The organism is Streptococcus sp. HMSC076H09 (assembly GCF_001811765.1).
Taxonomy (GTDB): domain Bacteria; phylum Bacillota; class Bacilli; order Lactobacillales; family Streptococcaceae; genus Streptococcus; species Streptococcus agalactiae.
In genome coordinates this window covers 56,529-76,769 of the sequence record NZ_KV806614.1, presented here as the reverse complement: position 1 = coordinate 76,769, position 20,241 = coordinate 56,529, and the positions used below count along the sequence as shown (strand labels likewise).

The following is a 20,241-nucleotide window of genomic DNA, read 5'->3' as shown; positions in this document are numbered from 1 at the left end:
AAAATAAAATATTTACATAACTTTATTTATGTTACTATAGTTTATCTAAAGCGTTCTTTTGTTCATCGTTAACAATATGGGTATATAGGTCAGTAACTTGAGTGGAAGCATGACCTAATTGGTGGCTAACTAATACTTGAGATTTTGTAGCATCATATAGCCTAGTAGCAAGAGTATGCCTTAGTTTATGAGGTGTTACACGAACCTTAAAATCCTGGGAATATTTAGCGACCATTTTCTCAACACTTGAAGCATCAATACGATTTGGCACCCCACGGTATTCTGATAAAAATAGTGCAATGTCCTGATTTTCTGCTTTGTATCTATTTTTACGGATGTCTAAATAATTAGCAAGGTAGGGCTTCGCAAAGCTAGCGACATTGACAGAGTCCCTTTTCCCCCCTTTTCGTGTGACATCAATAACCATTACATTAAGGTTAATATCCTTTAAATCTAAGTTTACTGCCTCAGATAGACGCACCCCTGAAGCTAGTAGCAAAGCAATAATAGCTAAATCTCTCTCTTTATTTTTGTTGAAAAAAGCTAAAGCACGTTTGGAAAGTTTGTTTTGATATTCACAATCTATATACTCTAAGAATTCTATCGTTTCATTGCCCAAAAATAACTTTTGTTTAATATTTTCTGCCCGAGAAGCTAAAGTTTCCTTTTTCTTTTTGGTTGAGACTTTTTTCATGACATTGCGATAAAAGTAAGGCTCCCCGTCAGCATTTTCAACCTCTTCAGTAAGGTATTTGAAAAGACTAGATAAGGCAGATAGAGTTCTGTTAATGGTGGTTTGAGACACCCCATTTTGCCTTGTGTTAGCATTTAATAAAGGGCGTTCTCGTAAATATAGTATAAAAGCTTCCATATCTTTTTTAGTAAGGTTTTCTAAAACTGAAAGCTCAATTTCTGCAATGTGATGACAATTAGCAACACCAGAATCCAATAACCATTCAAGAAAACGTCTATATTCTTTTAAATATTCGTAGAGCGTTGTGAAACTATAAGGAACAGAAAGCTTTGATTGATAGTATTCTAGAACATACCAAGGCATAATTTCTTTTAGTTCATCGATTTTTTCGAGTAGTAATTCACGTTTCATAATAAAATCTCCAATATATCTATAAATAGAAGTATATCATACCTTGTTATAACTTTCAAGAAAATTATAGTTTTTCGGAAAGTTTAAAAGTTAAAAACAGGAATTCATTCGGTAAGTACATCAAATATCCATTCTTTATGATGATCAGTATTACTTATTATCGTTTAAATAGAAGGTTTAGGAGGACTGGTATTATGTCTAGTTTTAATAGAAAAAAACTTAAGTTTTTGGGTATATCTTTGGCGACTCTAACAGCCACCACAGTTACCCTGGTTGCCTGTGGTAATGAGTCAAAGAACTCTGGAGATAATAAAGTTATTAATTGGTATATTCCTACTGAAATCAGTACATTGGACATTTCAAAGAATACAGATGCTTATTCAAACTTAGCTATAGGTAATTCAGGCAGCAATTTACTTAGAATTGATAAAGAGGGCAAACCAAAACCCGATTTAGCTAAAAAAGTATCCGTTTCTTCTGATGGTCTTACTTATACTGCTACACTTCGTGATAATTTAAAATGGTCAGATGGAAGCAAACTAAGCGCTGAAGATTTTTTTACACATGGCGGAGAATAGTTGATCCTAAAACTGCATCTGAATATGCTTACTTGGCGACAGAATCGCACCTTTTAAATGCTGATAAGATTAATTCTGGAGATATTAAAGATTTAAATAAACTTGGTGTAACAGCTAAAGGCAATCAAGTGACCTTTAAATTGACAAGTCCATGCCCTCAATTTAAATATTATTTAGCCTTCTCTAATTTTATGCCTCAAAAACAATCGTATGTTGAAAAAGTTGGTAAAGATTATGGTACAACATCAAAAAATCAAATTTACTCAGGTCCTTACCTTGTTAAGGATTGGAATGGTTCAAATGGTAAATTTAAATTAGTCAAAAATAAATATTATTGGGATTCTAAACATGTTAAAACAAATAGTGTCATAGTTCAAACTATCAAAAAACCAGATACTGCAGTTCAAATGTACAAGCAAGGTCAGATTGATTTTGCTGAAATATCAGGAACTTCTGCTATTTATAACCAAACTGGTTCGGTTAAAGCATTGACAAATCAGAAAATTAGGCAAGCTTTGAATTTAGCGACTGATCGTAAAGGTGTTGTTAAAGCGGCAGTTGATACAGGTTCAACTCCTGCTGAATCTCTGGTCCCTAAAAAATTAGCCAAATTACCTAATGGTGAGGATCTTTCCAAGTATACTGCCCCAGGTTATACGTATAATACAAGTAAAGCTCAAAAACTTTTTAAAGAAGGTCTTGCTGAGGTTGGTCAGTCATCTCTCAAGTTAACAATCACAGCTGATTCGGACTCTCCAGCAGCTAAAAATGCTGTTGACTATGTGAAATCTACATGGGAGAGTGCTTTGCCTGGTCTAACTGTTGAAGAAAAATTTGTTACTTTCAAGCAACGCCTTGAAGATGCAAAAAATGAAAATTTTGATGTCGTGCTCTTCTCATGGGGAGGAGATTATCCAGAAGGATCAACTTTCTATGGGTTATTCACGACTAATTCTGCGTATAATTATGGTAAATTTTCTTCTAAAGAGTATGACAATGCCTATCAAAAGGCAATTACTACTGACGCCTTGAAACCAGGAGATGCCGCTAATGATTACAAAACTGCTGAAAAAGCTTTATTTGATCAATCATATTATAACCCAGTTTATTACCTAGGGAAAAAAGGACTCCAAAATTCTAAATTAAAGGGGTTGGTAAGAAATTCAACTGGTTTGAATGTTGATTTTACTTATGCTTATAAGACAGAATAAAAGAAAAGCGTTAGGATATTTCTAGCGCTTTTCTATACCAAAAGTAACCAATGAGTTATCAAAACACTTATAATTGAGAACAATGATCCAATTAAATAATATTCGGCAAAAACCTGACTTTTAGAAATTTTATCGTAACGTGCAATGGATTTTGCAGTAAAAACAAGACCTATAGCAGCATACTGTCCTGAGATTAGTAATATAGCCATAATTAGACGCTCTAAATTACCAATCATAGCTCCTGCTCCTTCAATTGTTTCTTCATGATCTTCAGATTTTTCTTTCATTATTTTTGTTTTTTCTTGTGTTAATAATGATGATAATTCTTTAGCTTGAAATTTATTAAAGAAAATTTTAAACACAATATTAATGGGTTTGGTGATAATGATAAAAACCAGAGCTATGACAATAAAGTGCTTGATAGGCAAAAGCCAATGATTAGGCGGTAAATATGTAGGAAGCGCATGGTAAAAAACGATAATGCAAGTATAGTGGGCTAGTTGGTCTATAATAAAAGCTGCTTTTTGGAAATGCCCTTCCTCTACCCAAGGGTAACTCAATTTCTTTATACTATCAATAACAATATGACTTCCCCATATGCTTAAATTTAACAAAGTAGTTTCTGGTATCAATATCATTAAAGCTGCTAGGGGGAGGAAAACAATCAAGAGATGTCTCCAGAGTCCCCTCCAACTATGTGATTTACTATCTGCTAAGGATTGACTTTGCCACTGAAAGTCAGCTAAAAAATGTGCACAAAATAATAAAGTTAGGATTGGATTATCCCTTAAAAAATCAGAAATCATAGCTTCCCCCTTTAGTTTGAGTGCAACTTTTAACTAATAGATCGGCTGCCTGTGTTCTCGTTCTTAAGTAAATCTTCAGACCGCTTGCTTTAAGGCGTTTAGTCAGCGCACTAGGTTCAATATTTTCCAGTTGGGCTAACTTTTGATGTTGAAATTGTTCTTGATAATTATCTTGAAGTATTAAGTGCTCAAGCATTTGAAAATGGTTTGTAGTCCATTTTGACTTGATAAAATCACCAGCTGAAATGAGACTATTTAGTGTTAATTCAAGGTTTTGGTCTTCATCATCAAGGCAAATAGCTACTTGAACTGTTCCATAATCATTTTTATCATGTATATGATTAATAGCTGAGCGAGCATGCCAGTAGGCAGGACCATCAGCACCGATACTTTCATTTAAATTGATGGATGTTATAATGTTTCCTGTACCGAGGCCGAACCTTACATTAACAGGTTTTAGAGCTAGTTGAATATGGTCAATAATTTGAAATACCTTTTTTGATGGTTTCAATAAAGCTTGAAATTCATCACCAGCTGTAATAGTGAATGGAGAAATCAGCTCTTCACCATATACATCAGATAGTTCGGTCATTAGTTGCTGAAAAGACTGTTGGAAAGTTTCACGTTCAAGTATCTGTTTTGAATTAATGATATCACCGATTAATGCTAAATACATAAATATCACCACCTTTTTGTCTATTATAGCAGACAAAAATAAAAATGTCTATTTAAATAGACATTTTTATTTGCGTTTCTTCTTAGCTTTCTTCATTTTATTAGCCATACGTTTCATTGATTGTTTAGCTGCAAAGGCTCCTACTTTTCCTTTTAAGCCACCACCAAACATTTGGCTGAAGTCCATATCGCCACCTAAACTAGATAAGTCAGGCATGCCATTTTGCCCCATCATACCTTCTAAATTAGACATATCCATTCCGTCCATTCCAGGCATATCTTTAGGGAGGTTATTAGGATCAATTCCCATTTTTTTCATCATTTTATTCATATCACCGGACATCACGCCTTGCATCATTTGTTTTGCCTGGTTAAAATCTTTAATGAATTTATTAACATCAACGAAAGTATTACCTGATCCAGCAGCAATACGACGTCTACGACTTGGATTGAGGAGATCTGGATTTTCTCTCTCTTCTGGAGTCATTGATGACACAATGGCTCTTTTGCGAGCAATTTCGTTTTCATCCACTTTGAAGTTTTTCATTGCTGGATTGTTAGCCATTCCTGGAAGCATTTTAAGGAGATCTTCCATTGGCCCCATATTTTGAACTTGATCTAATTGATCAATAAAATCGTTGAAGTCAAAGGTGTTTTCACGCATTTTCTCCGCTAATTCCATTGAACGTTTTTCGTCGTATTCTTGACTAGCGCGCTCAATAAGTGTTAGCAGGTCTCCCATCCCCAATATACGGCTTGCCATACGATCGGGATGGAAAGTTTCAATATCAGTGATTTTTTCCCCTGTCCCTGTAAATTTAATTGGTTTTCCAGTAATTTCGCGTACTGAAAGGGCAGCACCACCGCGTGTATCACCGTCAATCTTTGTCAGAACAACACCACTAATGCTGAGCTGACGGTTAAATTCTTCAGCGACATTTGCAGCTTCCTGTCCAATCATGCTGTCAACGACAAGGAGTATTTCATTAGGTTGAGCTATGGCTTTGACATCATGCAATTCCTGCATAAGGGTTGCATCAATTTGTAGGCGTCCGGCTGTATCAATAAGAACATAGTCATTACGATTTTCACGAGCCTGTTCTAAACCTTTAGTGACAATCTCAACTGCTGAATGGTTAGTTCCCATATCAAAGACAGGAACATTAATCTGGCTACCAAGGGTTTTTAACTGATCAATAGCAGCTGGTCGATAAATATCAGCTGCTATCATCATAGGACGAGCATTGTCTTCTTTGATTAGTTTGTTTGCTAACTTACCGGCAAAAGTTGTTTTACCAGCACCTTGTAGACCAACCATCATAATGATGGTTGGAATTTTAGGGGATTTTTCAATTTCAGAGGTCTCAGCCCCTAATAAATCTGTTAGCTCTTCATTGACAATCTTAACAATTTGTTGCGTAGGATCTAGTGTATCAATGATTTCATGTCCAACAGCACGTTCACGAACATGTTTAATAAAGGTTTTAACAACTGGAAGAGCAACGTCAGCTTCTAAAAGAGCTAGACGAATCTCCTTGGTGACTTCTTGCACATCTTTTTCAGATAACTTTTTCTTACCACGAATATTTTTAAAAACTCCTTGCAGGCGCTCTGTTAAACTTTCGAAAGCCATAAATTATTTCTCCTCATTTAATCTCTATTATCAATGCTACTTAGAATGGAAATTTTTTCTTGTAAAAAGGCATCATCGGTATATTTTTCTAGAATGTCATCAAAAATCTGACTACGGACAATATAATCTGAATACATATGTAGTTTCATTTCGTACGCCTCAAGAATTTTTTCAGTTCGTTTGATATTATCATAGACAGCTTGTCGGCTAACACCGGATTCTTCAGCTATTTCAGCAAGGCTGTAGTCATCGGCGTAGTATAACTCGATATAATTCATTTGTTTATCTGTTAATAATGCCGCATAAAACTCAAAAAGGGCATTCATACGATTTGTTTTTTCAATTTCCATAGCTTTTATTATACCAAATTTCCTATCAGCTTGCTATATCAAGTATGCAAGACCACTTTAAAATTTAAAAGGTTAGGACTAACATGGCCTAACCTTTTACTTTTGGTAGTTTTATCTTAAAAATACTGCCTCTAGGTTTATTATCAATTACTGTAATATTACCTCGCAGTGAGTTAACGATTTGTTGAGCTAAAGAAAGGCCGAGGCCAAACCCTCCTTGTTGTCGTGTTCTTGCTTTGTCAACACGGTAAAAACGATCAAAAATTCTGACTTTATCCTCCTCTGAAATTCCTGGTCCATTATCAGCGATTTCTAAAAAGAGATACTTATCAGTTTCAGATATGGTAAAGTCAATGCTACCATCATTGTCAGTATATTTTATAGCATTATCAAATAAAATAGTCATGAGTTGTTTTAGCAGTGTCTTATCTGTTTTGAAACTATCTTGGATCATATTATGTCCAGTAAAATTTTTACCATTCTCTTGGGCGATTAGATCATAATTCTCAAAGATACTATCAAAAAGTGTAGGCTTAATAACAGCTAATTCTGGTTTGATTCCATCATCACGTCTTGCTAAGTTTAAAAGATTAGTGGTTAAAATACGCATATTTCGTACTTCATCTAGACTTGAAGCGATATTTTCACTATTTTCTAAAATGGTGGCATTCGGTTTTCTGAATAGCGTTTCTAGGCGATTTTGTAAGACAGCTAGGGGAGTACGCAGCTCGTGGCTAGCATTTTCGACAAAAGCCTTCTGTCTTTCGTAGTTTTCTATAATCGGTTTTTGTGCCCATTTAGCTAAGTAGATACTTGCTCCAATTGAAATAATCCAAAAAGTAGTCATGACAAATATAATAATTTTTTCATAGCGTTCTTTAGCATTTACTAATTGATCAATATTAACAATAGCTGTCATGTAAGTCACATTAGGATAAGCAGGGTTATTAACTTTTACGGTGACAGCATGATATGTCTCATCTTGACCAAAGATGTTGGTTAAAGTTAATTCACTAATGCCACCTAGATTTTTTTTATTAGGTTTTAAAAACTGATAGTTTGAAAATGCGTCAAAATAGTTAATGACTTCTTCTTCTGATGTAAAAAGAATAATATCAGTATTAGCTACTGTCTGACCGCCGGGTTTTAACTTGACACTTGCGATATTGGAGTTATCTAGGTAGGCAGCAGTACGTGACATAACCATATTGATGTAATTTTTAGGATGGGTACTGATATACTTTAAACTACTATCAACAGAAGAATAAACACCATAGCGCATGACTTGGAGGATGATAACAGTCATAACCAGAAAAATACCACTAAAAACTGTGAAAAAATGGATAAAATGACTATCTGAGACATTTTTTTTGAATTTACTTATCTTAATCGGTTTCGACATGCTTTAAAATATATCCTACACTACGCAAAGTTTGAAGGTTTTCTGAAAAAAGTGTTCCTTTTAATTTTTTCCGAACCTTAGAGACATAGACTTCTACAACTGAAATCGTTGTATCACTATCAAATCCCCAAATACGATCAAAGATTTGAGATTTCGGTAAGATAACATTTTGATTTTGAAGGAAATAGACTAAAAGATCAAACTCTTTACCTAAGAGCTCAACTTCTGTTTGATTAACAAAGGTTGAGTTAGTAGACATGTCTACGCGAATATCACCATAAATTAGGCTGTTATCATTAAATTTTCCAGAACGCTTTAAAAGAGCCTGAATTCGCATTTTTAGTTCTTCTAGGTAAAAAGGTTTTGTTAGATAATCATCAGCACCTAAGTCGAAACCTTGTCCCTTATCATCAATGCTTTCTTTAGCGGTCATTATTAATACAGGGGTTGTAATACCTTTTTCACGTAGCTCTTTCAACACTTGGAAGCCGTTTTTTTCAGGTAACATGAGATCTAGAAGAATCAGATCATAGACTCCACTTTCGGCTTCGTAAAGACCCTCTTCTCCATCAAAAATTTGCATGACATCGGCAAAGTCATCAAGGAAATCAAAAACGGAATTGGAAAGACTCAAGTCATCTTCAATTAATAAAATTTTTATCATAGTATATCCTTTCGATGTACATATTTTATCTGAACTATTAATATTAGAATACCAAACTTTGCTTAATAAATCCTAAATAAAGTATGTTTTATGTCAGCTAATTTCATGACACAGACAAAGAAATAGAGATTGAATAATCCATCAATCTCTATTTGAGTTTATTAGATATATTTTTTGATAGTATTGATAACTTCTTCTTTTTGCTTCGTGATTAAAAGGACACGAGCAGAAATTTCTTTAATTCCCATTGAAATATTACGGCTAATCGCCATATCGCTTAATTGAGGCTCGAAAAAGTTTTTATATTGTTCAAGGCGTTCTTCTGTTTTGAAACTACTTGAGGGATAAATCACAAATTTATCAAAACTCATATCACCACCTAGAGTTGCTTTGATCCATTCCCAGTTTTCTTGGGCCCACTCCCAGACACTTTGTTGTGTAAAAGAATTTTTAAGGAAAGTAGCATACCAACTCATAGCTAAGTCTTGTGGTTTCACAATATCTTTATTTTTCCAATCTGACAATAATTTCTTGAGTGTCTTGCTATCTGTAGTATGAGATAAAGCACTCGCTAGTTGTCGTTTGAAATTCCCATCGGTAGTAGTACTATAAGTCTCTAATAACAAGTGGCTAAGTTCTTTGGATTCGAAATGCTTCATTTCATTGGTAAGAACTAACAGGCGAATTGCAGCTGGTATAGCAGCGATATTATTTTCGTGGGCTTTAAAAATATGGTGAGCTTCTTCAATAGCATGTTCATTATCTGAGTAGAGAGCAAGGCTTAGGGATAGATGACGGACCATTTCGCTATCATCTCCTTCTCCTTCTCTTTTTTCAAAGCCAAGTCTATTAAAATTAAATGCTGATAATTTATTAACAAATTCTTTAAAGTCGAATTCATCTTGGCTATCTTCCTGGACGAATAAGGATAAACCATCAATAACACTCTTAATAGCAGAGTTAACAAGATATGATGTCTCTTGGCTCAAAAGAGAGACTAAAGGTATTAAACTACTATATGAAATCATACCACTTTCAGCAAGTAAATGACGTTCTTGTACAATTTGTAGTTTAGAAATGTTATCCATAAGAGGAAGATCAGAAATGATATGCTCTAAGAGTTGACCTTGATAGTTAGTAATGTAATGTGCAGTATTTTCAGTATTGAAACGCAGTGCACCATTTTCTTTGTTCTTTTCAGCTAACTGACTAAAATTGGGGATTACTACCGTTTCCTCGGTTAATATCTCTGGGATTCCTTCCCAATTACTATTAAGAGGAATTTGCCACAAGCGAGACTTATCTTCGTGTTCACCAATAAAGAATTGTTTTTGAGTTAAAATGAGCTCATCTTCTTCTATTTTGGCTGCCATCACAGGGTATCCTGGTTGCTCTAACCAAGAATCCATGAAAGCTGCAACATCTTTTCCTGAGGTTTGAGAAAGTGCATTCCAAAGGTCACGACCAATAGTATTTTGATATTGATGTTTTTCAAAATAAATTTTTAGTCCTGCGGCAAAATCTGTATCGCCTAACCAGCGACGTAACATGTGCATGAGGCGGCTACCTTTTGCATAAACGATAGCTGGATCAAAAAGTGTGTTAATTTCATCAGGATGATTGACCTCAACGTGAACAGATTGGACGCCATCTGTGGCATCACGCTTAAGAGCTAATGGTAGACCACCTGTTTGAAAGTCTTCAAATATATTAAGTTTTGGTTCAATATAATCAATTGATACATATTCCATCATATTAGCAAATGATTCATTTAACCATAAATCATCCCACCATTTCATAGTAACGAGGTTACCAAACCACTGGTGAGCTATTTCATGTGCTACAACTAATGCTACTTGCTGACGGCTGGAAACACTAGAGTTCTCATCTACTAAAAGATAGACTTCACGATATGTTACTAATCCCCAATTTTCCATAGCTCCAGCAGAAAAATCAGGTAGAGCAACGTGGAGTGACTGAGGAATAGGATAACGTACACCAAAGTAGTCCTCATAAAACTCAATAACACGCACAACGATATCTAAAGAAAAATCTAATTCATTTAACTGATGGGCTTTTGTGGCATATGAGCCAACAAGAGTGCCGTTTTTGGTATGTGTTGTTTTACCATGCAATTCCCCCAAGGCAAAAGCTAATAAATATGAGGACATTTTAGGTGTGGTGTCAAATGTCCATAAACCTGTTTCTTGACGTTGTTCAGCATTGATTTCCGGCATATTTGAAAGAGCAATCTCTCCTTCTTTTTGATCGAATTTTAGGCTCAAATCAAAGGTTGCTTTTGCTTCTGGTTCGTCAATACTTGGGAATACTTCACGAGCAAAATGACTTTCAAATTGTGTGGAGATAACCTCTTTTTTGATGCCATTAACTGTATAGTAAGATGGATACATACCTGTCATATTATCGGTAATGTGACCGCTGAATTCAAAGACTAATACCATGCTACCAGTTTCATGCAATTGAATATGCATAGCTTCATTGTCTTCATCTAGTTGGAAATCTAATGGTTGATTATCTAATAAGACAGATTTAATGGTTAACCCTTTTTGGTGAAAAGAGATATTGTTATCTAAGGCTTCGCCAGACACAGCAACGTTACCTGAAAAGGTTTTAGTTTGACGATTAATATCCAAGAAAAGGTTATAGTTTTCAGGGACAAATTTGGTAACAAAATGTTCTACAGTTTTCATATAACTCCTAACTAATTCAGAAACATTTGAAACATTACTAGTCCTGTATGGGCTAGAAAAGATAGAAAAGCTGTAACAAGATAGTTACAGCTTTTCTATCGCACGAACTATACTTACAATTACCACTCTACAAGCAATAATTATATCATAACTCGATAATTTTTCCAGTTTTTAAATAAACAATCCATTCACAGATATTTTTGCCATAATCTCCAATTCGCTCCAAGTGCATCAATACTTGGAAGTATTCTTTGGCGGCAAATGCTACGTCAGGATGCTTTTGAATTGTTTCAACTACCATTTTTTGGATATCACGGAAGTAATCATCAACTATTTCATCCATTGCTGCTACTTCGTAAGCTTTTTCATCATCACCATTGATATAAGCTGTTAAGGCTTCTTCAAGCATGTTTTTAACTGCTTTTCCCATATTATTGATTTCTAATTCTACTGCTGGGATTCTTTCCTCGCCCTTCATACGGATGGTTGCTTTTGCAACTGCTGCTGCATGGTCTCCCATACGCTCAACATCACTAGTAGCTTTTAAAACGGTAATAACGGTGCGTAAGTCTTGTGATACAGGCTGCTGGAGTGCAATAATTTCCAATGATTTTTTCTCTAACTTCGTTTCAAAGTTGTTAAGCGTTACATCATCTTCTATCACTTCTTTAGCTAACTCTCGATCATGACTGACAAAAGCACGAACTGTTTTTTTGATTTGTCCGATAGCTTCAATTCCCATTGCATAGAATTGGTTATGCAGTTTATCTAATTCTTCATCAAATTTTGATCTTAACATATTGTATTCTCTTTCTGATCTTATTATATGGTATTAACCGAATTTACCTGTAATGTAATCTTCAGTTTCTTTATGTTTAGGATTCATAAACATTTCTTTTGTATTGCCATATTCAATTAAGTTACCGTCTAAGAAGAAACCTGTACGATCAGAAATACGTGAGGCTTGCTGCATAGAACGTGTAACAAGTAACATGGTATATTGATCTTTTAGACCATGTAAAGTCTCTTCAATTTTACCAGCAGAAATTGGGTCAAGTGCAGAGGTTGGCTCATCTAGAAGGATAATTTTAGGCTTGGTAGCAAGGGTTCTGGCAATACAAACACGTTGTTGTTGACCACCAGATAAACCAAGAGCAGAGTCGTGTAATCTATCTTTGACCTCGTCCCAGATAGACGCGCCCTTCAATGAAGTCTCTACGGCTTCATCTAACGTAGCTTTGTCTTTTATTCCTTTGAGTCTAAGACCATAAACAACATTTTCAAATACTGACATAGGAAATGGATTAGGCTGCTGAAAAACCATCCCAATTTCTTTACGAAGTTCTACGGTATCAGTGCGCGGGCTATAAACATTATGTCCGTTATACATCACTGCTCCTGTTAGAGTGACTTCAGGATTTAAGTCTCCCATACGGTTAATAGCTCGTAAGAGTGTTGACTTTCCAGAACCAGACGGACCAATTAAGGCTGTAATTTCATTAGGATAGAAGTCCATTGAGACTTCTTTTAAAGCTTTTTTCTTATTATAGTAAACAGACAAATCACTGACTTGTAAAATAGGTTGTGTCATCTTTTACCTCACTATCCAAATCGACCAGAAACATAATCGCTAGTAGATTGACATTTAGCATTTTGGAAAATGTTATTCGTTTTATCGTATTCGATTAAGTCTCCAAGATAGAAAAATGCAGTATAATCACTAGCACGTGCTGCTTGTTGCATATTATGTGTTACGATAATTATAGTGTAATTTTTCTTGAGTTCAAACATTGTCTCTTCTAGTTGCATAGTTGCAATCGGATCGAGTGCTGAAGCAGGTTCATCCATTAAGAGAATTTCTGGTTTAACTGCGATAGCACGTGCAATACATAATCGCTGCTGTTGACCGCCAGATAAAGTGAATGCTGATTTATGAAGGTCATCTTTTACTTGATCCCATAGAGCAGCTTGTTTTAGTGAGGTTTCGACAACTTCATCTAAGAATTTTTTATCTTTTACACCAGCACGCTCATATGCAAAGGTAATGTTTTTATAAATTGATTTTGCAAACGGGTTTGGACGTTGGAAAACCATTCCGATATGTTTTCGCATCTCGTAAACATTGATATCTTGAGCGTTAACATCAATTCCTTCATACATGATTTGTCCAGTCACGCGTGCAATATCAATCGTATCGTTCATACGATTTAAGCTACGAAGATATGTTGATTTTCCACATCCAGATGGGCCGATTAAGGCTGTAATTTTATTTTTTTCAAATTGCATATCAATTCCCTTGATAGCTTCTTTCTCACCGTAGTAAACGTGTAAATCTTTTGTGGTGAGAGCTGAATTTTCTTCAGGGAAGGTAATGATATGGCGTTCGTCCCAATTATATTCTGCCATTACTACTCCTTTTAATTAGACGAGGTTAATTTCGAATGAAGTTTCTTACCGATCGAGCGAGCTGAAAGGTTGAAAATAAGAATAACAACCAATAAGACTGCGGCGCTACCGGCAGATACTTGTGTTGCATCAGGGATTGTCCCTTCGCTATTAACTTTCCAAATATGAACAGCTAAAGTTTCTGCTTGACGGAAAATTGAGATTGGACTTGTAACACTAAGGACGTTCCAATTTGACCAATCAAGTGCTGGAGCAGATTGACCAGCTGTATAAATAAGTGCTGCTGCCTCACCGAAAATACGTCCTGAAGCTAGCACAACACCAGTTACAATACTTGGCAGAGCTTCAGGGACAACGACGTAAATGACCGTTTCCCAACGAGAAATACCTAGGGCCAATCCTGCTTCACGCTGTGTGTGGTGTACATTTTGAAGGCTATCTTCAACACTACGTGTCATTTGGGGTAAGTTAAAAACAGTAAGTGCTAAGGCACCTGAGATAATTGAGAAGCCATATTGAAATTGAACAACGAAGATTAGGTAACCAAACAGACCAACTACAACAGAAGGAAGAGATGACAAAATTTCGATACATGTTCTAACAAAGTTTGTTAAACGTCCTTTTTTAGCATATTCTGAGAGGTATATTCCAGCTCCTAAAGATAGAGGAATAGAAATAATCAGAGTAACAATAAGTAGGAAAAAGGAATTGTATAATTGTATTCCAATACCGCCTCCTGCTTCATATGATGATGATTTCCCAGTTAAAAATGACCAAGATACGTGTGGCAATCCGCGAACAAGAATAAAAATTAAAAGAGAGGCGAGGATTGTAACGATGATAGCTGCAATACTATAGAGTATTGTAGTTGCTAATTTGTCAGCCTTTTTAGCGTTCATAGTTTTTCTTTCCTTCCCTTGTAATTAACTTAATAACTGTATTAAATGCTAAACTCATAATTAAAAGTACTAAGGCTAGCGACCAGAGGACATTGTTTTGTACAGTTCCCATTACAGTATTACCAATACCCATTGTTAGAACAGACGTTAATGTTGCTGCTGGTGTTGTCAATGACGTTGGTAAAATTGCAGAGTTTCCGACAACCATCTGAATTGCTAGAGCTTCACCAAATGCACGTGCCATACCAAAAACAATTGCAGTGAAAATTCCTGGACGTGCAGCGTTTAATATAACACGCCAAATTGTTTGCCAACGAGTTGCCCCCATGGCTAAACTTGCTTCTTTATAGTGACGTGGCACAGCTCTAAGGCTATCTACTGTCATGAAAGTAACAGTTGGTAGAATCATGACGAAGAGGACACAGACCCCAGATAAAATGCCAAAACCTGTTCCCCCAAAAATAGAGCGAACGAAGGGAACAATAATCTGTAAACCAATAAAACCGTAAACAACAGAAGGAATCCCAACTAGTAATTCAACTGCAGGTTGTAAAATTTTAGAACCATATTTAGGTGAGATTTCAGTCATAAATACGGCAGCACCGATAGCAAATGGTGTAGCAATGATAGCTGATAGAATAGTAACAATAAATGATCCAGCTATCATTGGAAAAGCACCAAATGACTTAGCACTTGGTTCCCATTTTGTATTAAATAAGAAGTCTGTTAATTTAACGCCATCAACAAAAAATGTAGATAGTCCTTTTTGAGCAACAAAAATCAAAATCATCGCAACAATGAAGACGATTAGGGCAAGCGAAAGAAAAGTTATTCCTTTACCAAATTTTTCTAATCGAGAGTTTTTTGAAGGAGATGTTAATTTTTTAGCTAATTCTTGATTTTTCATAATTCCTCCTAGGATCAAGATGCTTTATCTAGATGTGATTAAGTTTTATTTTGGGGTTACTTTACCTTCAGCATCTTTAACAACTTTCATGTCGTTAATAGAGATATATCCCATATGTTGTACGATACTACTTTGAACTTTATCACTTTTCATGTAGTCTAAGAATTCTTTTGTTAGACCTGTTTCATTACCTTTTGTATACATATGTTCATATGACCAAAGTTTCCAGTTGTCGGTAGTAACATTTTTAGCTGTTGGCGCAAAACCATTTAGTTTTAATGTTCCGACAGATTTATCAACGTATGCAAAAGCGAGGTATGAAATCGCACCAGGTGTTTGAGAAACAATTGATTTCACCATACCATTTGAATCTTGTTCTTGGCTTTGAATAGGAGCAACATTTCCCATAATAGTATTATCGAAGGTTGCACGGGATCCAGAACTTGCTGCTCGATTGATGATGGAAATATCTAAATCTTGTCCTCCCACTTCTTTCCAATTCTTGATTTTTCCTGCAAAAATATCACGAAGTTGGTGGGTGGTTAGATTTTTAACATTAACTTTTTTATTAACAATAACAGCTAATCCAGCTACTGCGACTTGATGGTCTTTCAATTTCTTAGCATCAATACCATCTTTTTCTTCTGCAAATAAGTCGCTATTACCAATTTGAACAGCTCCAGACTGTACTTGTGATAAGCCTGTTCCTGAGCCTCCTCCTTGGACATTGATAGTCTTACCGAGGTTTGTCTTACCAAACTCATCTGCTGCAGCTTCTACAAGTGGCTGTAAGGCGGTTGAACCAACGCTGGTGATTGATTGACCTTTATCAATCCAATTAGCACAACCAGACAGCGTCAATAAGACGGTGGCTAGCAAGGTTAACAAAAAAATGTTTTTTTTCATTTTCATTTTCCTATTCTTTTGAATAAATTTTGATATTTAGTAGTTGATATATATTACTAAAATCATTGAGTGTTTAATGATTTACAAATAGTAAAAACACACATCACTGTCCCATAGTACCATAAGTTTCTAGGGTTTGAAAAGTATTTCTTTTTCCTTTTTTATTAAAAGTATTCAATAACAGTTATGTCTGAAATCGTAGTCCTTTAGGGTAATAATTTTTAAGAGTATTATTTGTCACTTTTGCAAAACCTAATCCATTGCCTTTTACAAGAATTTGATACCAACCGTTTGGAACAGTCTTGTCTAGTTTGACTACATTTCCAGATACGTACACCTCAAACTGTTCTATATCAATTTCAATAGACTGTACTAGGTCATGTTCGCTAAGTGCCATTCCTAAAGCAAACGATGGCTCAAAACGATTCTTCTTGAAAGTGCCTAGATGGAGACCATTGCGTGCTATTTTTAATTTAGACAAATCGGGGAGACCATTAGGTAGAAGATAGAGTTGGTCGCCGAAAACATCTAAAACACCGTTCAAGTCTATCTTTAAATGGTCTTGTGCAAATTGTTGCCACAATTGTAACTGCATTTTATTTATTTTCTGTGCTTTTGGCTTAATTTTCTGTGCTTCCTTAGATCTAGTATCTCTCAGTTTTGCAACGAATTGTCCTTCACCTTGAAAATGATGAGGGTACATCCTTGCAACTTGTGGTACATTAATCCCTTCAACCATCCCATTTAGTTTAGGAATATCAACAAGTTCTAAGTAATCATACTCTTGAAGGAGCCAATTAACCACTTCTTCGTTCTCTTCTGGTGACCATGTACAAGTAGAGTATACAAGTATACCACCATGAGCTAGCATTTTGATTGCTTCTTTTAAAATATCTCTTTGTAACTGTGCACATTCAGTGGGGTAATCTTTGTGCCAATATTGTATTGCTTGAGGATCTTTGCGGAACATTCCCTCACCAGAACACGGACCGTCAAAAACAATAAGATCAAAAAAAGAATTAAAACATTTGGCTAGTCGTTGGGAGCTTTCATTAGTCACGATAACATTTCTAGCACCAAAACGTTCGACATTTTCGACTAAAATTTTACTACGTTTATTTGAAATTTCATTACTAACTAATAGACCAGTATTGTTTAAATATGATAGAAGGTGTGTTGTTTTTCCACCAGGTGCAGCTGCTAAATCTAGCACTTTCATTCCTTCTTGTGGTTCAGCAATCTGAGCCACTATCTGAGCAGCAGGTTCTTGAGAATAAACAAGGCCAGTTGTGTGTTCTATTGATTTTCCTGATATTTTCCCATAATGCCCCCAAGGGGTACTTGGGATGGCATTTGGAAAATCAAGTTGCTTTTCTTTGAGAGGATTGGTGCGATATGCCGATATGGGTTTTTGTTCAAAACTGTCAAAAAAAGCTTCTGCTTCATCTTTAAGTATAGTCTGATATTTTTCAATAAATTCATTCGGTAATTTCATGTTTCTATTATACTACATAATCACGGGCGTGCAAAAAAACCTTCTATTTAATTAGAAGGTTTTAAGTTTATTTTTTGGTAAGGTAGGATTGGATAAGATTTAATTTCGACTTTGGTAGGAACATTACTTTTTGTCTTGTTGAATAGTTGGGTTCTTCCCCGTCAAGCGTTAATAAGGTAAATCCTAATGTCTCCCCCATGATTTTTGCTGCAGCATAATCCCAAGGTTGAATATACGAAAAATAAGCTAATAATTTGCCCTGCATGACTTTTGCCATGCTAATTCCAGCACCACCATAGATACGAACACCTAAGGTTTCAGAAGCTAAATGGGCAATACCGCAATCATTTTCTGCATACATAGCAGAATTTACTCCAAGTAAGCAACGTTCTAAAGGACACTCTTGAAAAGGAACAATTTTTTTATCGTTAGCATAGACATCAAAATGTCCTCCCCCGCTGTAAAGAATATCAGCCATAACGTCGTAGATGATACCAAATTGTCCAACGCCTTCTTCGTAATAAGCTAACATAACAGCAAAGTTATCTTTTTGAACAATAAAATTAACAGTTCCATCAATAGGGTCTAAAACCCAAACATTACCTTGTGCAATGGGTGAGCGCACATCATCTTCTTCGGCAAGTATATTATCATCTGGGTAATGTTGAATAATTTCTTGAATTAATAATTTTTGTGTTTTTTTATCAAGACTTGTCACTAAATCATCAAATCGAGACTTTTCCTCAACATCAAAAGTATTTTGCATCTCAGATTTAATGAATTGACCAGCTTTATACACTAATAGTTTAGCGAAATCAAATTTAGCGTCCAAGTGAAATAAATCCTTTCGCTTTTTGTTGTGCTGCTTTAACAGCTTGATAAGTGGAATAACCGCTAGTTCTCTGGAATTCACGGTCAATTTGTTTTTCCTGCGCCTTGGATTTAACAACTTTTTTAAATTCTTTATAGCTATCTAGCAAATCATCAACTTTAACACTATTTTCATAGGCGTGTTCAACTTGATTTAAAAAGCGAAGTACCTTAGTAATATCTTCCGTATTCCATGAAGGATCAAGAGGATAACTATAATTACTACTAATCATGTTTTCCCTCAATTTCAGCACGAATAGTGGCCTGTTTCAGTTCTTGTTTACGATAGTCACGCGGTAAGAAGGCACGAATTTCATCCTCATTAAAACCAATCTGCATACGTTTTTTGTCTAAAATAATTGGGCGTCGTAAAAGACTTGGATTTTCTGAAATTAATTCCATTAATGAAGACGTTGATAATTCGTCTACATCAATAGCAAGTTTTTGAAAGACTTTTGAACGTGTGGAAATAATGTCTTCTGTACCATTTTCTGTAAACGATAGAATTTGTAATAGTTCTTCTTTATTGAGTGGACTTGTAATAATGTTATGCTCTTCAAAAGCAACCTCATGCTTACTTAGCCAAGCACGCGCTTTTCGACAACTAGTACAGCTGGGTGATAAAAATAAGGTAATCATATAACCGCCTCTTGTATTTACTAGAGACTATTATACAAAAAATTAAAGAGTTTGACTATCTTTTTTCCAATTTAAAGCAATTTCTTTATCTTTTTTAAGTTGTTTTACAAGATCGTCAATACCATTAAACTTTACCATTTCTCTGATTCTTTTTAACCAGAAAATTTCAATAGTTTCTCCATAAATGTCGCCATCAAAATCAAAGATATTAGCTTCTAAACGAAGTTCTGTACCACCAAAAGTGATATTTTTTCCAATGCTCGTCATTGCTCTATAATATTTTCCATTAATCAGAACATTGGAAATATAAACACCGTCTGCAGGTAAGTAAGTGCGATTAATAGGAGCTAGATTAGCAGTTGGGAACCCTATAGTTCGTCCTCTAGCATCTCCATGTACTACCATGCCACAGGTTGAAAACTCATAACCCAAAAGTTGGTTAGCTTTCTCAACATTACCCTCTGTAATCAATTGACGAATACGTGTAGAAGAGATTTTTTCACCACCTTCAGAAATTTCATCAATAATATAGACTGGTCCCTTGAAATTACGCGCTAGATAATCACCACTGGTACGATTATGACCGAACTTATAATCAAAACCGACAACAGCAGCTTTTGCTCTGAGACCATAAATATATTTCTTAATAAAAAGGTCAGAAGATACTTTTGAAAAATGACTGGTAAAATTCATTAAATATAACTCATCGACGCCATACTCTTGAAATTTTTCAGAACGTTTTTCTGGAGAGGTAAGATGTAGCAATAATTCAGGTTGGAAGCGAGCGAAGGTTAGACGAGGTGTCTCATTAAACGTTAAGACGACAATTTTCAAATTTTTTTCGGTCGCGATTTTTTTAGCTTTATCAAAGAGGGCTTTATGTCCCAGATGTAAGCCATCAAAATAGCCCAAAACTAAGACGCAATCTTCTTTAGCTTGAATATCTTTATAATCATTAATGTAATGGATTTTCATGATTGACTT

At 35.3% G+C, this 20,241-nt stretch carries 19 protein-coding genes and 1 pseudogene; 1 reads left to right on the top strand and 19 read right to left on the bottom strand.

Going from position 1 to position 20,241, the window contains the following annotated elements:
* Positions 1–34 precede the first annotated feature (34 nt).
* Positions 35–1,105, bottom strand: a complete 1,071-nt coding sequence (xerS, locus tag HMPREF2818_RS07470) for a tyrosine recombinase XerS (protein WP_000817930.1) — start codon at positions 1,103–1,105, stop codon at positions 35–37.
* Between the two features lie 194 nt (positions 1,106–1,299).
* On the opposite strand from xerS, the pseudogene HMPREF2818_RS10165 reads away from it, so the two are divergent.
* A pseudogene (locus HMPREF2818_RS10165) lies at positions 1,300–2,894 on the top strand (peptide ABC transporter substrate-binding protein).
* 32 nt (positions 2,895–2,926) lie between these two features.
* On the opposite strand, the gene HMPREF2818_RS07460 reads toward HMPREF2818_RS10165, so the two are convergent.
* From HMPREF2818_RS07460 to HMPREF2818_RS07375, 18 genes are all read right to left on the bottom strand, one after another.
* Entirely contained in the window at positions 2,927–3,700 is a 774-nt protein-coding gene (locus HMPREF2818_RS07460) for a DUF3307 domain-containing protein (protein WP_000622398.1), read from the bottom strand.
* Positions 3,690–4,376: a SatD family protein gene (locus HMPREF2818_RS07455; protein ID WP_000280305.1), complete on the bottom strand. Its 687-nt coding sequence runs from the start codon at positions 4,374–4,376 to the stop codon at positions 3,690–3,692. Before HMPREF2818_RS07455 ends, HMPREF2818_RS07460 begins: the two co-directional genes overlap by 11 nt.
* A gap of 66 nt (positions 4,377–4,442) precedes the next feature.
* Positions 4,443–6,008, bottom strand: a complete 1,566-nt coding sequence (ffh, locus tag HMPREF2818_RS07450) for a signal recognition particle protein (protein WP_000863589.1) — start codon at positions 6,006–6,008, stop codon at positions 4,443–4,445.
* 17 nt (positions 6,009–6,025) lie between these two features.
* Complete coding sequence (locus tag HMPREF2818_RS07445; protein ID WP_000402075.1) at positions 6,026–6,358, bottom strand: putative DNA-binding protein; 333 nt, start codon at positions 6,356–6,358, stop codon at positions 6,026–6,028.
* Positions 6,359–6,446: 88 nt separating this feature from the next.
* Positions 6,447–7,760 carry a sensor histidine kinase gene (locus tag HMPREF2818_RS07440; protein ID WP_000042576.1) on the bottom strand — a complete coding sequence of 438 codons (1,314 nt, stop codon included), beginning with the start codon at positions 7,758–7,760 and terminating at the stop codon, positions 6,447–6,449.
* The gene (locus HMPREF2818_RS07435; RefSeq protein ID WP_000590620.1) at positions 7,744–8,424 is read right to left on the bottom strand and encodes a response regulator transcription factor; all 681 of its coding nucleotides are present in this window, start codon (positions 8,422–8,424) and stop codon (positions 7,744–7,746) included. Before HMPREF2818_RS07435 ends, HMPREF2818_RS07440 begins: the two co-directional genes overlap by 17 nt.
* A gap of 161 nt (positions 8,425–8,585) precedes the next feature.
* Positions 8,586–11,135 carry a M1 family metallopeptidase gene (locus tag HMPREF2818_RS07430; protein WP_000859383.1) on the bottom strand — a complete coding sequence of 850 codons (2,550 nt, stop codon included), beginning with the start codon at positions 11,133–11,135 and terminating at the stop codon, positions 8,586–8,588.
* A gap of 145 nt (positions 11,136–11,280) precedes the next feature.
* Entirely contained in the window at positions 11,281–11,934 is a 654-nt protein-coding gene (phoU, locus tag HMPREF2818_RS07425; RefSeq protein ID WP_000946330.1) for a phosphate signaling complex protein PhoU, read from the bottom strand.
* 33 nt (positions 11,935–11,967) lie between these two features.
* A complete protein-coding gene (gene pstB, locus HMPREF2818_RS07420; RefSeq protein WP_000193363.1) occupies positions 11,968–12,726 on the bottom strand; it encodes a phosphate ABC transporter ATP-binding protein PstB in 759 nt (252 codons plus the stop codon).
* An 11-nt stretch (positions 12,727–12,737) separates the two neighbouring features.
* Complete coding sequence (pstB, locus tag HMPREF2818_RS07415) at positions 12,738–13,541, bottom strand: phosphate ABC transporter ATP-binding protein PstB (protein ID WP_000852851.1); 804 nt, start codon at positions 13,539–13,541, stop codon at positions 12,738–12,740.
* Positions 13,542–13,552: 11 nt separating this feature from the next.
* Positions 13,553–14,440 (bottom strand): phosphate ABC transporter permease PstA, encoded by an 888-nt coding sequence (gene pstA, locus HMPREF2818_RS07410; protein ID WP_000992189.1) that lies wholly within the window; start codon positions 14,438–14,440, stop codon positions 13,553–13,555.
* A complete protein-coding gene (gene pstC, locus HMPREF2818_RS07405; protein ID WP_000795716.1) occupies positions 14,430–15,347 on the bottom strand; it encodes a phosphate ABC transporter permease subunit PstC in 918 nt (305 codons plus the stop codon). The genes pstA and pstC overlap by 11 nt, the downstream gene beginning before the upstream one ends.
* Positions 15,348–15,392: 45 nt before the next feature.
* On the bottom strand, positions 15,393–16,259 hold the full coding sequence (locus HMPREF2818_RS07400; RefSeq protein ID WP_001873504.1) for a phosphate ABC transporter substrate-binding protein PstS family protein: 867 nt from the start codon (positions 16,257–16,259) through the stop codon (positions 15,393–15,395).
* Positions 16,260–16,437: 178 nt separating this feature from the next.
* Entirely contained in the window at positions 16,438–17,748 is a 1,311-nt protein-coding gene (locus tag HMPREF2818_RS07395) for an RsmF rRNA methyltransferase first C-terminal domain-containing protein (RefSeq protein ID WP_000775401.1), read from the bottom strand.
* 67 nt (positions 17,749–17,815) lie between these two features.
* Positions 17,816–18,580 carry an inositol monophosphatase family protein gene (locus HMPREF2818_RS07390; RefSeq protein ID WP_000338947.1) on the bottom strand — a complete coding sequence of 255 codons (765 nt, stop codon included), beginning with the start codon at positions 18,578–18,580 and terminating at the stop codon, positions 17,816–17,818.
* Positions 18,570–18,851, bottom strand: a complete 282-nt coding sequence (locus tag HMPREF2818_RS07385) for a UPF0223 family protein (RefSeq protein WP_000625905.1) — start codon at positions 18,849–18,851, stop codon at positions 18,570–18,572. The genes HMPREF2818_RS07390 and HMPREF2818_RS07385 overlap by 11 nt, the downstream gene beginning before the upstream one ends.
* Entirely contained in the window at positions 18,844–19,257 is a 414-nt protein-coding gene (locus HMPREF2818_RS07380) for a Spx/MgsR family RNA polymerase-binding regulatory protein (protein WP_000631264.1), read from the bottom strand. Before HMPREF2818_RS07380 ends, HMPREF2818_RS07385 begins: the two co-directional genes overlap by 8 nt.
* Positions 19,258–19,299: 42 nt before the next feature.
* Positions 19,300–20,232 (bottom strand): bifunctional riboflavin kinase/FAD synthetase, encoded by a 933-nt coding sequence (locus HMPREF2818_RS07375; RefSeq protein ID WP_000690921.1) that lies wholly within the window; start codon positions 20,230–20,232, stop codon positions 19,300–19,302.
* Between the last annotated feature and the right edge of the window lie 9 nt (positions 20,233–20,241).